The sequence below is a fragment of the Vibrio variabilis genome (assembly GCF_003263785.1).
Classification (GTDB): Bacteria; Pseudomonadota; Gammaproteobacteria; order Enterobacterales; family Vibrionaceae; genus Vibrio; species Vibrio variabilis.
In genome coordinates this window covers 18,756-35,679 of the sequence record NZ_JYJK01000068.1, presented here as the reverse complement: position 1 = coordinate 35,679, position 16,924 = coordinate 18,756, and the positions used below count along the sequence as shown (strand labels likewise).

Here is a 16,924-nt window from a genome sequence, read left to right as displayed (position 1 = left end):
AAGACAAAATCGAGAGGCAATATATTGACCTTTAATAAATAGCCAACGTCAACATTCTGACATTTGTAAGAATCACAGCATAAAAAAGGGCAGCTAATAAGCTGCCCTTTTATTGATAGTAGTCTCTTTAATAACGCTCTGTCTTCATACCCATTAGCAAGCTCACACACATCATGAGCAAGATAACGGTGAATGGTAGTGCTGATGAAATAGCACCGGCTTGCAGAGCAGCAATCGCTTCTGTGCCACCAATCCAAAGAAGCGCAACCGCAATAGCACCTTCCATGAATGCCCAGAATACACGCTGAATAACTGGCGCATCGACTTTACCACCAGCCGTAATGCTATCGATAACCAAAGAGCCAGAGTCTGACGAGGTAATAAAGAATACCAGTACCAGAACGACAGCAATGATCGAAAGTAGCGTACCCATTGGCAGTGCATCGAACATTTCGAACATCGCCAGCGGTACATCACGTAGACCGTTAGCACCAAGCGTACCTACTTGGTTCACGACTTGATCAATGGCCAAACCACCGAACACAGACATCCAGATCACAGTCACAGTCGTTGGGACAATCAGTACTGCGGTAATAAACTCACGAACGGTACGACCCTTGGATACACGTGCGATAAACATACCGACAAATGGTGACCATGAAATCCACCAAGCCCAGTAGAATACAGTCCAGCCGTGCATCCAAGCTTCGTCTTCACGACCGTGTGGGTTACTTAATGGAATGATGTTCTTTAGGTAAGCAAACAAGGTGTCTGGAATCGCTGCGAAGGTTACCGCGTAACCAATGATCGCCACCAAAATCAGCAGCAAGAACGCCACGATCATGTTGATGTTACTGATGACTTTTACACCACCATCAATACCACGCAGCACCGATACAACCGCCAGCAGTGTCACAACCGCAATAACGATCACTTGTAGCGTCATGCCCGCTTCAACACCGAATACGTGCTGAATACCACTCGCCGCTTGCTGTGCACCCAAACCCAGTGACGTTGCAAGGCCGAAGAGTGTCGCAAGTACCGCAAGGATATCAACGACGTGCCCTGCCCAACCCCAAGCTCTATCGCCTAGAATTGGATAGAAGATGGAGCGCATTGAAAGAGGCAACCCTTTGTTGTACGCAAAAAACGCCAGTGAAAGTGCTACCACGCCGTAAATCGCCCAAGGGTGTAGACCCCAGTGGAACATCACCGCCCCCATCGCAAGCTCTTTTGCTTGCTCGGTATTCGCTTCTACGCCAAGCGGAGTTTCGTACCATCCGGTGAAGTAAGCGACTGGCTCAGCTACACTCCAAAACATCAGCCAATGCCCATACCGGCGGCAAACAGCATCGCAAGCCAGGACATGAATGAATAATCAGCGACAGCATCGGTACCGCCGAGGCGGATTTTTCCGAAAGGCGTCACAATCAACACCAAACAGAAAATGACGAAAATATTGCCAGACCACATGAATAGCCAGTCAAATTTGTTGATGATGCTCCACTTAATTCCATCAAGTGCGCTCTTTGCCGTCTCGGCATCAACAATCACTGTCATTACTAGGAGAAGCGCAATAAAACCTGCACTGATCCCGAATACAGGGTTATGAACATCAAACCCCCACTTTTGGACGTTGTCCTGTCCTATGGTGTAATCAGTACTGTCAATACTGTACTTATCAATACCCTTTGTCATGAATCCTCTCTATGACTAAATTGCTTTCAACTCAAAGCATTTAATGTTCTATATAACGGCGACATTGGCATACAACATCGCTGAGAACACGCATTAATCTACTTTTCGGCGACGTATACTAACAAATTATAAGGGTAATTTCACGATGCGTGATTTTTATGCTTGAAATTTGAGCAAACAGGAATAGAAAAAAAGGTTAGTACTCGAATGAGTGCCCTTGAGGAGACGAGAATGATGAAAGTACATTTTTGCGCACAAGCAAGAATAAAAACTGGGCGGAATAGGACACAGAGTGCCTGCTAGCCCAGCCCAAATGGTTAGTTTTTAGAAATACTACTGTCCAATTGAAGTACAGGAGCCGCATCGAGATCATCAGCGTTCATCATTAATGAGATACGTTGAATAGACGACAAAAGCAGTGTCTGCTCCCAACTCTCCAATGCTTGAAACTTATTAACGAAGTTGTCTTGCAGTGGCGGAGGTGAATTTTTTAGAACTTCTTGCCCTTTTTCGGTTAGTACTGCGTGGACTTTTCGTTTGTCTTGCTGACTGCGGACACGCGTTACGTATTCTTGCGCTTCTAGACGATCAATAATCGTCGTCGCGGTTGCTTGACTAATATTAGTGGAGTTGGACAACTCACGAATCGTCACATCTCCCATATCTCGAATGGTATTCATGAGGATCAATTGCGGGCCAGTCAAACCACACTCTTTCTTAAGCTTCTTCGAATGTAGATCGATAGCTCGAATGATCTGACGCATCGCTACTAAGACTTCTTCGTGTTTTTCCAAAACTCATTCCAAACGTTCACTGATATTGCGGGCACTTTATAACAGAACTTTGCTATTGATGCGTGGGAAATTTGATAAAAATTATGTGAGATCACATTGGGGTGAGTGGTTGTCGCAACTTCACCGCATTATGACAACCCATTCTCCAACGCATACTTCGCCAACTCCGCCGTAGAATGCAAATCCAGCTTATGCTTAATATTCTGGCGATGCGTCTCCACCGTTCGATAAGAAATATTCAGCAGTTGAGCGATCTTCTTGCTACTGCAACCCTGCGCTACCAAAGTCAAAACCGATTCTTCACGGCGACTCAGCGGATTGGACTTTACCGCCGTTGGAGTAATGTCTTGAGAGAATAAGGTTTGGGTTACCGATTCGCAAAAATAGGTCGATCCTTGATGAACCGTTTTAATGGCTTGAACCATTTTCTCGGCAGAAATTTCTTTAAGCATGTAACCAACTGCCCCAGCCTGCATCACCTTCATGATGTACTCACGATTGTCATGCATGGTCAGCATTAACACGCGAACATTCGGCAACTCGGCCTTGAGTACTTCCGTCGCTTCAATGCCATTCATTATTGGCATGCTGACGTCCATTAATACAACATCTGGCATCGATTGTTTGATGACTTCAACCGCTTCCACACCATTGCTGGCTGTTGCCACCACGTCAATATCGGGTTCGCGCTCTAAACGCGCCATAAATCCTTCAAGCACTACTTGATGATCATCGACAATCACTACACTAATTCGGTCGTCCATCACACCGCTCCTTCTACCGTCAACAACACGGTTATTTCCGTGCCTTTGCCATACTCGCTAATCAGCTCGAACTCACCACCGATAAACTCGACTCGCTCGCGCATATTACGCAGACCTATTCCGCGGCTATTCATCGCGCTACCAACATCAAAGCCGACGCCATTGTCAGACACAATAAGTTGCAGTACTTCACCAAACTGCTTGAGAAACACCGTCACTTCGGTCGCACTGGCATGCTTTTCAATATTATTTAACGACTCCTGCACTACTCGATACAGTGTAGTCGCTACTTCAGATTTCAGTTTGGGTGTATTGGCGTCAAGTACCAAGTTTGTTTCCGCCATCGAGTAATTTTTAAAGTCTTGCAGCAAAGTGGTAATAGCGGCCTCAAGTCCAATATCATCCAACGCACTTGGCCTTAGATGATGAGATATGCGTCTTACTTCCATAATCGCTTCTGACAGCGAGGATTGAGATTGTTTGAGATGATCCATAGAACGGTCATCCACACTGCCCGTGTCCATCAACTCCAAATGACACTTACTCGACACCAGCAACTGATTTACACCATCGTGAAGCTCCCTTGCTAGATGCTTGCGCTCATCTTCTTGAAACATCACCGTTTTATGCGCCAACTCTTTAAGGTTCTTATCAGCAAGCTTATGTTCGTGCCAATTGATCGCCAGCGTTAATACAATGATCACTGCAACTGTCACGGCAAAAATAGTGACAATAGAAAACATGGTGGTTTCGATATTATTGTCGATAGCCGCGCGCAGTACCGCCACTTCTTGCGCCACATCTTCAATGTATAAACCGGTGCCAATCATCCACTCCCACTTATCAAGCCACGCAGCGTAACTCAACTTGGTGACCGTTTCCCCGGTTGAGGGTTTTTGCCACAGGTACTGATGAAAACCGCCCCCGCTTGCGCTTGAAACAGCAGTGCTTCTATCAGGTAATCGCCATCTTGGTCTTGGAGCTTGAGTAGGTTTCGTCCGACTAACTCGGGAATGATGGGGTGGACTAAATTGGTGCCAACCTTATCGTAAGCAAAGAAATAACCGTCTGTTCCATAGCGAAGACGGTTCAAAATCGCTTTCACTTCAACCTTAGCTTCTCGCTCCGACAAAGTAGGATCGAGATACGCCTGCTCGATAGCATCAAAAGCGAGCTCAACACTGTCTTTCAACGCGGCTTCTTTGGTGCGGATCAAGCTCTCGCGAAAGATGCTTATTTCCTTTTCGCCCAGTGCTTTAGCTTGGTAGAGAGTAATCCAACTGACGCTCGCGGTTACAATGACCAACGGGATCAACGTCAGAAGAATCAGTTTGGCTTTTAACGGCATAGAAATCCTTTCCTAAATTCGCCTTTGCACTTACGAGTAAAGCTGCACTAAGTGCAGCTTTATTAACCATACCAACGAGTTGAGATGAAATGAAACGCTAAGCAGAGCTTACGCCAAGGCGATCACATTCCATAGAATTCTGGGAACATCAGAATGGAGGCCAGCACCGCTATCTGTATCGCGATGAATGGCATCACGCCTCGATAAATATCACGTGTTGTCACTCCATTTGGCGCTACCCCTTTGAGATAAAACAAGCTAAACCCAAATGGCGGCGTCAAGAATGAAGTTTGTAGGTTCATCGCAATCAAGATTGCAAACCAAGTCATGTTGATGCCAAGAAGCTCAGCGACTGGCGCAATCATAGGTACGATGATGAAACAAATTTCAACGAAGTCGATGAAGAAACCAAGGATCAAGATAACCAGCATAGTGATAATCAAGAAGCCCCACTTCTCACCTGGTAGTTCTAACATCCACTCTTCCACCAGCATATCGCCGCCAGTATAGGTAAATGCCATAGAGAATGCGGTCGCACCAAGCAAGATAGCGAACACCATCGCCGTCACTTTGACGGTCTCTTTAGACGCATCGTAAAGCATGCTCCAGCTAAACTGACGATAAAGCAGCGACAGCACAATCGCACCAGCACCGCCGAGAGCAGCAGACTCAGTAGGCGTCGCAATGCCCGCGAAGATAGAGCCCAATACCACCACGATCAACGCCAAAGGAGGAATGATAGCTTTGAGTGCTGTTTTCACCTCGTCTGAACGTGATATAGATTCATCTCGGGGGATTGGCTGCGCACTCTCTGGATTAAGCTTGGCAAAAATAAGAATGTAAATGACATAAGCACCAACCAGAACAAACCCAGGCCACAGCGCCGCTTGGAATAGATCGCCAACCGGCACACCCAACACATCACCCAGCAAGATAAGTACGATAGAAGGCGGAATAATTTGCCCAAGGGTACCCGACGCGCAAATCGTGCCGCAGGCAAGCCCTTTGTCGTAATTGTACTTAAGCATGACAGGCAAGGAGATAAGCCCCATTGCGACAACAGAAGCACCAACTACACCCGTTGATGCGGCCAGCAATGCGCCCACCAGTACGGTAGAGATAGCGATACCGCCACGCACGCCGCCAAACAAGCGCCCCATGGACTCAAGAAGCTGCTCTGCTAAGCGCGTCTTTTGAAGCACCAAACCCATGAAGACAAACAGAGGCACCGCCATAAGTACCGTGTTCTCCATGATGGATTGGATTCGATATGGCATAAAGGCAAACATCTCCATGCCTTCTGCCCAAACACCAAAAATTAATGCAATGCCACCAAAGGTAAAGGCGACAGGGAAACCAAGAAGTAGCGCGAATAAGGCTACAAAAAACATCACAATACCGATCATGAGAGCGTCCTTATTCTTTAGCGTCGGAAGACTTTGCGTACATCAAATGCGGATTAAACAACTTGTTCAATGAGTGAAGCACCAATCCGCAGCCAGCAACCGCCATAAATGCGAAGGACAATGGGATCATCGCTTTGATGACCCAGCGGTAAGGTAAGCCACCTGGGTCACCGGAGGTTTCACCAAGCTCAAAACTTTCTTTCGCAAAGTCGATGCCGTACCAAGCGACCAATAGGCAAAATGGGAACAAAAAGATAAAGGTGCCGAGTAAGTCGATAATCGCCTGCGCCTTCATAGATAAACGCTCATAGAACACGTCCACACGAACGTGGCCGCCTGCTTTAATGGCATAAGGCACACCTAATAAGAACACCGCTGAAAACAGGTGCCACTCCATTTCTTGGAAGGCAATCGACACATCATTAAAGACGTAGCGCATGACAACGTCATAAACCACGTTTGCTAACAGAAGAAGAAAAAGAATACTGGATAACCACCCGAGCGCATCGGCTATCTTGTTAAACAGTCTTTCGATATAAATTAAACTACGCATACAACTTTCCGCCTATCCGCCGTGATTCGTTAATAGTTATGATTAGGGCGTATGACAATGGGTATAAAAAGAAAGTGGCGCAGGAGCTACGCCACTTGAGTTGGGGGTTAGTCGTCGAACTTGTTTAGGTAAGCTTTCGACGCGATATCAGTCCAAGAACGCACTTGCTCTAGGTAAGCGGCTTGTGATGCTTGGATCTCTTTCGCCATTTCATCTTTGTCAGCATGTTGCTTAAGCAGTTTGTCGTTGGCATCACGAAGTGCATCCATCACTTCTTTCGGGAAGTCTTTCACTTTCACGTCAGGGTAATCCGTTTGAATAGTCGCCCAGTTCTTACCACTTTCGTGAGTTGATTGGATGTACATGTCGTACGCGGCTGTCTTCATAGCAATTTGCAGAATCGCTTTCAGGTCATCCGGAAGCTTATTCCAAGTACGTTTGTTAACTAGGAACTGAAGCTCAGTTGCTGGCTCATGCCAACCTGTGTAGTAGTACGGAGCAATTTTGTGAAAGCCCATACGAAGGTCAAGTGAAGGGCCTACCCACTCTAGTGCGTCAATCGTGCGACGTTCTAGTGATGTATAAAGTTCACCGGATGCGATGTTCGTTGGTTTAGCACCGACTTCAGCCAGGATTTCACCCGCGAAGCCTGGGATACGCATTTTCAGACCTTGTAGATCCTCTACGCTGTTGATCTCTTTCTGGAACCAACCGCCCATCTGTACATCAGTGTTACCGCCTGGGAAAGACAGCAAGTTATGTGGGTCATACACTTTTTCCATCAACTGCATACCACCACCGTGGTAGAACCACGCGTACTGCTCAGGTGCCGTCATACCAAAAGGCATAGTTGTAAAGTAGAGTGTATTTGGCACCTTGCCTTTCCAGTAGTAAGACGCAGAGTGCCCCATGTCGTACTGACCAGATTTCACCATATCAAACACACCAAATGGCGCTTTGTGTTTGTTGGACGAGTCGATGCGAATTTGCAGACGACCGTTCGACATCTCTTCGGCCATTTTCGCCATGTTCTTCGTTGCATCACCGAAAATTGGGAAGTTTGGCCCCAAGTTTCTGCAAGTTTTAGGCGATAGACTTTATCGTCAGCGCTGGCATTACCGGCAACAAACGCTAGGCAGGTGGCAGCTACGATGGCCGTGCTCTTCATGACACGTGATACTGATTTCTTGATTAGACTCATTATTCAGTTCCTTGAGTAGGTTCCTTTTTGAAGCCAGTCACTGGCTCCAAGTTTCACATTCCAGATAACTATGGATGGAAAACCCAGCAAGGTGTATTAGTGGGAGCACGCAGTAATAAGACTATCAACAGATCGACTTCGACCTTGGTATTACGTATTACTACGTAGGCGATAAGTGAGAGCGCAACTCACCACGAATTAAAATCAGTAAGTTAGAACATTCGAAAAGAAAACTAGAGCGAGAAAAACACGTACGCATTTATTATCAGCAAGTTATTACAGGATGGCTACTTTTGTGACACCTGTCGCTAACATCTACCGATTTGCCAAACGACAGGATCAAAAAAACCCCTCGAAAGGGGTCTTTTTGAAATTGGGTAAAGTGAAAAGCTTATAGCGCTTTGTAGATCACTTTGTTGCCCGCTAGCTGCTCTTTAGCTACCAAACCTTCTTCAAGAAGTTTCTTTAGAGCGCCAGTTGCCCAAGAGGCTGCTTTCGCATCTTCTTGGCCAGCCGCAAGGCCGATACCTTTCGGGTTGATGCCTTCAGCGTTGTTAGCAACGATGTCTAGCACTTGTTGCTGTTTAGGAGTTAGGGCTACATCAACTTTTTTTGTCGCAGTTGCGGTTTCAACGACAGGTGCTTTTGCTACAACAGGCTTTGCTGTTTTTGTTGCAGCGGCTGTGTTGGCAACTACCGCTTTAATACGCTTTTGCAATTTTGCTTGCACTTTGCGCTTATGAGCAAGTCTCATCGAGTTTTCTCTCCAATTCACTGCATCAAGGCAGTGGTCAAAATTTGAAGCGCGTTTTATACCAAAATTTTGAATGCTTTTGTAGGGTCTTGACACAAACTCGAGACAAAAATGCCGTCCCAAGCCAACAATGACTATTATTTAAACAATAAACTTTGTGGTTGTTTCACCAGTATAAAGTGAGGTCAGTATTCATTGATGGCATCGATTATGGACACATTACATCTTAGCAATCACCACTATACTTGGGACTCCCCTACCGTCAGAATGCTGGCCGGAGTGGGGGCGTTGGTGTGTTTCTGCTTTTTATTGCTCTCACCTTCTTGGGAGCATGCTTGGCTGTTCATTGCCATTTTTGCAAGCGTGTCGGGCTTTGCTTACCTTATGCTACAAAAAAGTCGCGTCACATTTACCCTAACCAGCACTCATCTTCAACAGCATTTGTTTAAAGGCGGTTGGGTGCTGCGCTGGGCGAACGTCGAAAGAATCGGGATTTGCACCCAGCACCAAGAGGGCTGGCACAAGCCCCTACCCTGGATTGGTCTTCGAATAAAAGAGTATGGTCCTTACTTGGATGCCATCTGTCCGCGGATTGCTACCGATATTCTACTCAGCCAACGAGCGCTACTTTATATCGGCGCGCAGCAAACCTCACCAACCAAGAGCTTTGAAGACATTGTTCTAGACGCGGAACCCTTTGTCGATGAACGCGGCGTCGAGTACAAAGGACTGCTGGCCATGCTTGCTAATCGGATGAAGCATCAAAGAGAGTTTTACGGATACGACGTATTTATCGCCGAAGCCGATTTAGATAGAGCAGGAGAAGATTTTGTGGGATTGGCTCGCCGCTATCAAGCAGCGGCAAGCCGGAGTGAGATTTAGTAGAGAGGCATCTCATCAGCAACGTACGGGTTAGAGACTCGCTCACGACCAAACGTCGATTCTGGACCATGACCAGGTACAAACGTCACATCATTACCGAGTGGCCACAGCTTGGTTTTGATGGAGTTGATCAATGTTGCATGATCGCCTTGAGGGAAGTCGGTACGTCCAATGCTACCATTGAACAATACATCACCGACAAATGCGACCTTAGCGCCTTCATTAAACAAGCACACGTGCCCCGGAGTGTGACCGGGTGTGTGGAAAACACTCAAAGATTCATTGCCGAAAGTAACAACATCGCCTTCGTCTAGCCACTCAGTTGGCTCAAACGCTTCCGTTAACGGCCAGCCAAACATTTGGCTCTGACCTTCCAGACCTTGAAGCCAGAAGTTGTCCGCTTTATGCGGGCCGATGATGTCCACTTTAAGGGATTCGGACATCTCTACCGTACCACCAACATGATCAAGATGACCGTGGGTCAAAACTAGCTTCTCAACCGTCACGCCAAGCTGCTCAACCAAGCTAGCAACTGTTTTACGTCGCCACCTGGATCAACCACAATACCTTTCATTGTTTCATCACACCATACAATAGAGCAGTTTTGCGCGAAGGTAGTGACCGGAACGATTTGATACTTAAGACTCATGATAAACCCTATATTTTGTAAACTGAGGCGACTATGACACTGTCCCAGAAGAATAACAAGTCTCGGCCGCTGACCAAACAATGAAAATCAGAACAGTGATTCGTTGATGTTCTGGATACCACCATACCCCGGAGACAACAAAGCCACCGTGGCGAAACTGGCACGATGGCTCGGTATCAGTATAAGGTTTTACCCGACTATCGATTACTCGATAAGGCTGCCTCTTCTACTGGATTACGCTTGTCATCGTAACGATAGACATCACCGCGGAAGTGCGCCTTGCCGTCTACGAGCCAAGCTGTTTGATAGATGATGTGAACTGGAATTCGCTCTTTGAAGGCAATGGCCTTATTCGGACGCGAGGAAGCGACGTCGTCTAGGCTCTTTCCTTGCACCTCTAACAACACTTCGGCAAATTGATCGGCATGTTCAACCCTGACGCAGCCCGAACTAAACGCTCGTAAGCTCTCATCAAACAAATGCTTGCTTGGCGTGTCATGCAAGAAAATGGCTTGCGCGTTTGGTGTGTTGAACTTGTATTGGCCGAGTGCATTGAGCTCCCCTGCTTTCTGGCGCATTCGATATGGGAATCGCCTAGCGTTGACCTCACTCCAATTGATCATAGTCGGATCAATTCTGTTCTGGTTATTCCAGCCTTCCAAAATCTCGAAACGCTGTGAGAACAAATAGGTCGGATCACGCTTCACCTTAGGAATGATGTCTTTCACCATGATCTTCCACGGCACATTCCAAGTTGGGTTCAAAATTAAGGAATCCATTTTAGTTTCAAAAATTGGGGTTTGGCGGCTGGTTCTACCGACAATGACTCGCGATTCAAATCGTGTTTCACCTTCATCCCAATATCTAAGCTGAAAGCTCGGAACATTAACCAAAATGATGTTTTGACGCTGCTCTGGCCATAAACGGGAGCGCTCTGAGTTCAGCGCTAAGATCCTAAGTTTGTCGTCGGCAGACTTATTCAACCATTCGACCGTGTTTGGTCCGATAATACCGTCGTCATTCAGTCCATAGAGACGCTGAAATTCTCGCACTGCAAAATCTAGTGCCTCATCAAACAGATAATCATCGCGAACCAAAACCTCGACGTCCGATGCTTGTAAACGTTCCACCAACAACGCATATTGTTGCGCCGTCAGCACATCGCCCATACGCAATAGTCCCGTTTGTTCGTACAACGGCATATCCAGTTGAGATTTTACTACCAGGTCAATATAAGCGTTTTCAAATCCCGGCTGTTTAAGCATGGGTGAGGCGAGGCTGAGAACATAATCCGCTTCCGTACCTGCCTCAAAGGCAGAGACCAGCAAATCCACTTCAGTCGCAGAAGCCTTGGCATCACTTCATTTAAATCGGCTGTGAAATACCACTCTTTGCCTTTATCCGCAGCGGTAGCGACATAGCTCATATAAAGCAAGAACGTATCTGTGGTTAGTCTGTCATAAAGGACAACATCTTGCTTCTGATAGGCAGCTTGCATTAAATCAACGCGATGCTCAAACACTGGGCTAAAACCAGCGAGTCGAACGACGTCGAGTTGAAGGTTAACTTGAGCATTCAACTCAACATCCGCCCAAAGCGTCGCTCGTTCCAGGCGAGAGTAGACATAATCGACGAGCTGTGGATAAAGGAATTCACTGTCGATGCTCGGCATCGATTCGGTCTGTTCAGAAGCTTCTGCCGAACTCGATTTCAGGATAGGTTCTATATGTTTGACAGAATAAGAGGTAAGCTCGCTTGAATCAGACACGAGCTGATCTGGCGCCGCTGAAGCGGCGACTGAGTATGACAATACCGAGACCAACAGACTCGGCAAAATTAACCAGTTTCGCATCTACCCACCTCCTTAGACAGAGTCTTAAGTATGGCAGAAATCACACTTTGGAAGGTGCTAATTTATTTTAAACCAGTGAGCGTCTCATTTATGTGATAGCACTCCAATGGTTATCCCATTGAATCCCCGAGACAAAGGCACTTTTGGTGAGATCCGCATTTATTTTTACGATCTTTCCAACGCCAGAGCTTACATAAAATTGGTCATTTTTAATCACCACACCAGAGGCATCTGGTAACACATTGATCTCTAAAAGTTCGAGAGATGATTTATCCCAAATACCGTAACAGTTGCCTCTTGGCGAGGTCGCTAAGATATGCGAATCCGTTGCGGCGATACTCGCTATATAATGGTTGAAGCGCGCCCATTGCTCTGGTTCACCCCCGAGTTCAACCAAAGGCTCACCAGTCCTATGCATAGCGACCAATGGAACATAATCGTCTGGCTCGCCTCGATACTGCTGACCACACAATACGGTTTGATCGCCATCATGAGCCAAGTGCCGAATGCTCTTGTAGTGATCCGCTAGCATCACTTGATCAAGCAACTCCCCATTGGCTGACAAATAGCTAAGGCTTGGCGTCATTGTCGCCAAATTAATTGGTGTTCTCCCTTGAGTATGAACCCCGCCAACACCAACCACCAGCCTGCCATCAGACATAATAATGATTTCATGCGGGCCGATCCCAAATCCGGAAAACTCGGCAGCTTTTTTGTAGCTATTCTCGGCATCGTAGACACCAATAATGCCTCGACTCGTTCTGCGTTCTCCTTGAGTAGCGTACAACCATCGTCCATCGTTTGAATACACTCCGTGACCGTAGAAGTGACGATTATTTTCCGCTGGAATGAGTACCTTTTCTTCACCATCTCGATAGTCAAAAACCATCGCATAACGGCCGGGACGACGAGCAAACATCACAGCATGATGCTTTGATGGGGCGATCGCTACTCCATGTCCCCGCGCTGGCAAAGGAAAACGGTGTTGAAATTGCCCCTGCTGAGAGTAAACCACCGCCTCATATTGACCTTGGCGCCGAATCGCGCCACCAATCAACACCTGGTTTGAGCTTGAAGTGCCAAGCTCAATGCTGCCCTTCGCTGAGGTTTCTATTCGCTGCGCAACCCGCAAGCAATGAGGGCGAAACCGACCCCATTGCCAACGCTTTGGCCAAATTACGTTTAGTGATATCAATCGCCATCTGTTGCATTAAACCCTATCACGACGCCCAGCTTTATTGCCGCTTCTTCACCGATCAGGTATTTAAGCTGCTCCAACTTGTTGAACTGCGCCAACGCGGTTCGGTAACCCGCTTTAGTTTGCAACATATCGAATAGGCTCGACTCTTTCGGCCATGTTTCTAGCGTATCTTGGAACTGCTGAGCAATATCGTCAGCGAGCGCTTCATCGCCTTTAACTCGTAAAATAAAGTCAAGCCCACTTTCTTCGGCCAAATACAAAGCCTGCATTGCCACTAAGTTCTGCTTTAGATTCGCAAGTGATGTTTTAGCGCGCCAAGATTCTGAAAAATACGGGCGTGGAGCCCAATTTTCGCCAGCGGTCGCGATAGCTTCTTCATACTGTAATCAAGCTGATTAGTCAGTAGCGCTAGATATTCCGCATGCCATGCTTTTGTATCTAGCTCAGCCCAAGGGGTTGTGCTCCAAGCCTGCAAAACGGTGTTTGAACGATCGACCAGAGAGTCCGTGACTGCGAGAAGCAAGCTGCAATCTTCCTTACTCCCTTCACTCATGCTTGAGGCACCGTCATATAACAGCCATTCCACAGAGCCAAGTCCTTGAACAGTGACGCTCTGAGATTGAATCGACGTCATATCCCAACTCTTGGTTTTGATCGCCGTCGCCATCTTACGGCCAGTGGTATTTTTTTTGTCGGGCCAAAACTGAATGTTCCAGTTTTGCTCCAAGGCATCTGAGGGGCCTCGCTCCTGCCCTTGAAGATGCATCCAACTCTTCATCCCGTGCTGCCAAGCGATTTTCACCTCTTCTAGACTGCTTTGAGAGTCGCAATAACGTACAGATTGATCGCGAAGTTTGAGCATAGAATCATTAACGCGCAGAGCCGAATCAAACTGGATCGCATACACACCTTGGCTTTGATGATTACTCGCTTGAGGACGCATGTTGTCGGTACTGGTTGATGATTGACACCCCGCCAGTAGCAGTAAAGCCGCAATGGTCACGGATTTTTGATAATACATCACTGCCTCCTATAGCGATTTTAAGAAAGCAAGCAGCGCTTCACGCTCTTTCTTGCTCATTGCTAGCACTTGATTTCTGGAAGCTTGGGCTTCACCGCCGTGCCACAAAATCGCCTCTGTTAGGTTACGAGCGCGACCATCATGAAGAAAATACGTATGGCCATTCACTTCTTCGGTATACCCAATACCCCATAGTGGTGGCGTTCGCCAATGCGAACCAGAGGCAGCGTATTCCGGGCGACCATCAGCCAGTCCCTCCCCCATATCGTGTAATAACATGTCTGTATAGGGATGAATTGTCTGATTCGACAAAGCTGGCAAGCCTTCACGTTTCGCCGTTTGGATATTGGTTCGATGACAGTTGTCACAACCCACTTTTTTAAACAGGGCTTCGCCGGCTAGCACCTCTGGGTTATCTATGTTGCGACGCTGTGGAACGGCAAGGTGCTGTGTATAAAACTCAACAAAATTAAGAATGTTGTCGCTAACCTCAGGATCGCCGCCACTTAGGCTCTCGGTGCACAAGTCTTGCTTATCGGTGCAGTTTTCTTCAGTAAACAGTGCACTGGTTAAACCAACATCACCGTTGAATGCCGCGGCATTTTGCTGCATTAAGTTTGGTTGTCCCGCTTTCCAGCCAAATCGGCCTAAGGTCATCTCTTTGGTTCGAACATCGAGCACATAGTTAGGAATACCGGCAACAGACGTGGTGTCCTGTTGCTGCTGCTTGGCAAACTCTAGGATGGTCGATTCAGGAATGGATTCAAGCAACCCAAGGCCGATCATAGGTGGAGCGACGCGAGCTGACATCATGACATCTGGATGCATATCTCCATAAGCAAGTTCAACGATCTTTAAGTTTGGCTTACGAAGCATAACCGTGGTGCCATCTTCAAATCTCATGGCGACGTCGTCATAAGTAATATGTAGTTGGCCTTCAGGCGCCATATCAGGAAGAGCAAAGTCTTGAAGCTGGCCACCATAGGTTGGCTCAGGAATCACGCCTGACATTTTAATTGCTTGTTTTTTTTCTTCTGTCTCTGCAGGAATACTTAAGCGAACTAACATTGACACCGCATGCTGGTCATTCGCCTCTGGCGGGTGTCCACGACCATCTTTTATATGGCAGTTTTGGCATCCATTAGTATTGAATAAAGGCCCTAGGCCATCGCGAGCATCGGTTGACGCAGGCGCTTGAACCCAAGGGTTTCGAAAGAAACTGTTTCCGACACTAAAATCGAGACGTTTGCTCATCGGCAAATTAGCCGCTGGCATGGAAAAAGCGTTGGCTCCGTCTTTTTTGACTGTGGTTTTGCCACCGGAAAGTCGGCTAGGTGTCGACTCCGCAAAAACGGAAGTAGAGATTAACGCAAAAAGCGCAACCCAGATGATGTTTGATCTAGACATACAGCACTCACAAATAGAACAACAAAGGGGGCAAGTGCCCCATTTCACGGATTTTTATTATGATTAGAACTCGTGGTCAGCTGTGTCTGGGCTCAGGCTATCAATGCCTACAATACCCGCAGCACGTTCGATTGAACCTGTTTGAGCAACAAGCGCAATAATCGTCTCATTCACAAGTTTGTTGCCTTGTGGGTTGTTTGAAGCGATAAGTTGATCAAAGTACTGGTTGTCTTTTTCAGCAGAAGTAACAAGTTTGCCTACTTGAGCACGAGCCAAGTCAAACTGCTTTTGGATCTCTTTCGCTGCCGTTTTGTCTTTTTGCTCAACTAGGTTAGCAATGCTTGGACCATCAACGAGAGTGCCATCAGCGCGTACATAGGTACCGGTGTAGACGTTGTAGATACCCTGCTCGTTATAGTAGTGAGAGTTGTGTGTATTATCAGAGAAGCAATCATGCTCATCTTCAGTAGAGTTAGCCTCTAGCGCCACTTTCATGCGCTCACCAGCAAGTTCACCCAGAGATAGCGAACCCATGCCAAATAGCATCTTGCGTAGGCCGTTGTCCGCTTTGTCAGCAAGAAGCTCTGCACGGTAGTTATCTTTTTCAGATGCAGACCACTGCTTTTCCATCCACTGCAGATCTTGAATCAGAAGAGCAGAAGCCGCTTTTAGGTACTCAGCACGACGATCACAGTTACCATTGGTACAACCTTCACCAACAACGTAATCCGTGTAAGGACGAGCGCCAGCGCCGGCATTCGTGCCGTTCAGATCTTGACCCCACAAAAGAAACTCAATGGCGTGGTAGCCAGACGCCACGTTAGCTTCTGAGCCGCCTACTTCGTTTAGATCTGCAATAGCTTGAGGCGTAATACTTGCCACATCTAATGTCGTTGCACCGATCTTAAGTGTTTTATTAGCGACGATGTTCGCCTGTGCGCCTTCATTGCCGAGTTCGTATTGATAGTCACTACTTACGTAGTCGATAAGCCCCTCATCAAGAGGCCAAGCGTTGAGTTGCCCCTCCCAATCATCGACAATCGCGTTACCAAAGCGGAACACTTCTGTTTGCTGGTATGGCACGCGTGAAGCGAGCCAAGCTTGTTTCACGTCAGCAAGGCCTTTTTCCGATGGCGACGCCAAAAATGTGTCAATCGATGTGTCTAACTCTTGCGCTGTAATACGCGCATCAGTAAATACGGCAAGAGCAAGATCGGCGTAGTGTTCAACAACTTGATCTTTAGTGACTGCTGAAAGAGCAGACGTGGAGGTGATAAGAAACGAGGCGGCAATTGCGCCCTTCACTGCGGTTGTTACATTCATGAAAGCATCCTTGTTGAGCTTAATTTTTATTATTTAGTGCGAATCATTATCATTAACACTATCAGCCGCGA

At 47.1% G+C, this 16,924-nt stretch carries 10 protein-coding genes and 6 pseudogenes; 1 reads left to right on the top strand and 15 read right to left on the bottom strand.

The window, feature by feature from the left end; all coding sequences use genetic code 11:
* Window positions 1–127 precede the first annotated feature (127 nt).
* From TZ48_RS10115 to TZ48_RS10080, 8 genes and pseudogenes are all read right to left on the bottom strand, one after another.
* A pseudogene (locus TZ48_RS10115) lies at window positions 128–1,698 on the bottom strand (BCCT family transporter).
* A 317-nt stretch (window positions 1,699–2,015) separates the two neighbouring features.
* On the bottom strand, window positions 2,016–2,492 hold the full coding sequence (locus TZ48_RS10110; RefSeq protein ID WP_112479050.1) for a MarR family winged helix-turn-helix transcriptional regulator: 477 nt from the start codon (window positions 2,490–2,492) through the stop codon (window positions 2,016–2,018).
* Window positions 2,493–2,620: 128 nt separating this feature from the next.
* Entirely contained in the window at window positions 2,621–3,256 is a 636-nt protein-coding gene (locus TZ48_RS10105) for a response regulator transcription factor (RefSeq protein WP_042498079.1), read from the bottom strand.
* A pseudogene (locus TZ48_RS10100) lies at window positions 3,256–4,604 on the bottom strand (cache domain-containing protein). Before TZ48_RS10100 ends, TZ48_RS10105 begins: the two are co-directional and overlap by 1 nt.
* A gap of 122 nt (window positions 4,605–4,726) precedes the next feature.
* Entirely contained in the window at window positions 4,727–6,010 is a 1,284-nt protein-coding gene (locus TZ48_RS10095) for a TRAP transporter large permease (protein ID WP_112479049.1), read from the bottom strand.
* A 10-nt stretch (window positions 6,011–6,020) separates the two neighbouring features.
* Window positions 6,021–6,563: a TRAP transporter small permease subunit gene (locus TZ48_RS10090; protein WP_112479048.1), complete on the bottom strand. Its 543-nt coding sequence runs from the start codon at window positions 6,561–6,563 to the stop codon at window positions 6,021–6,023.
* 107 nt (window positions 6,564–6,670) lie between these two features.
* Window positions 6,671–7,764, bottom strand: a pseudogene (locus TZ48_RS10085) (TRAP transporter substrate-binding protein).
* A 391-nt stretch (window positions 7,765–8,155) separates the two neighbouring features.
* Window positions 8,156–8,518 (bottom strand): MarR family transcriptional regulator, encoded by a 363-nt coding sequence (locus tag TZ48_RS10080; RefSeq protein WP_112461504.1) that lies wholly within the window; start codon window positions 8,516–8,518, stop codon window positions 8,156–8,158.
* A 210-nt stretch (window positions 8,519–8,728) separates the two neighbouring features.
* Between TZ48_RS10080 and TZ48_RS10075 the strand changes: the two genes are divergently transcribed.
* Window positions 8,729–9,400: a DUF2982 domain-containing protein gene (locus TZ48_RS10075; protein WP_112479047.1), complete on the top strand. Its 672-nt coding sequence runs from the start codon at window positions 8,729–8,731 to the stop codon at window positions 9,398–9,400.
* Here TZ48_RS10075 and TZ48_RS10070 read toward each other — a convergent pair.
* The 7 genes and pseudogenes from TZ48_RS10070 to TZ48_RS10040 form a co-directional block, all read right to left on the bottom strand.
* A pseudogene (locus TZ48_RS10070) lies at window positions 9,397–10,049 on the bottom strand (MBL fold metallo-hydrolase). The gene TZ48_RS10075 and the pseudogene TZ48_RS10070 sit on opposite strands and share 4 nt — an antisense overlap.
* 197 nt (window positions 10,050–10,246) lie before the next feature.
* Window positions 10,247–11,245, bottom strand: coding sequence for a L,D-transpeptidase family protein (locus tag TZ48_RS10065; RefSeq protein ID WP_162674532.1), 999 nt, complete (start codon window positions 11,243–11,245; stop codon window positions 10,247–10,249).
* Window positions 11,246–11,268: 23 nt separating this feature from the next.
* Complete coding sequence (locus TZ48_RS10060) at window positions 11,269–11,901, bottom strand: hypothetical protein (RefSeq protein WP_112479045.1); 633 nt, start codon at window positions 11,899–11,901, stop codon at window positions 11,269–11,271.
* Window positions 11,902–11,989: 88 nt separating this feature from the next.
* Window positions 11,990–13,112: pseudogene (locus TZ48_RS10055) on the bottom strand (DUF1513 domain-containing protein).
* Window positions 13,093–14,123: pseudogene (locus TZ48_RS10050) on the bottom strand (imelysin family protein). Before TZ48_RS10050 ends, TZ48_RS10055 begins: the two co-directional pseudogenes overlap by 20 nt.
* Before the next feature lie 9 nt (window positions 14,124–14,132).
* Window positions 14,133–15,530 (bottom strand): di-heme oxidoreductase family protein, encoded by a 1,398-nt coding sequence (locus TZ48_RS10045; protein ID WP_112479043.1) that lies wholly within the window; start codon window positions 15,528–15,530, stop codon window positions 14,133–14,135.
* 63 nt (window positions 15,531–15,593) lie between these two features.
* Window positions 15,594–16,853, bottom strand: coding sequence for an imelysin family protein (locus TZ48_RS10040; protein ID WP_112479042.1), 1,260 nt, complete (start codon window positions 16,851–16,853; stop codon window positions 15,594–15,596).
* Window positions 16,854–16,924: the final 71 nt, after the last annotated feature.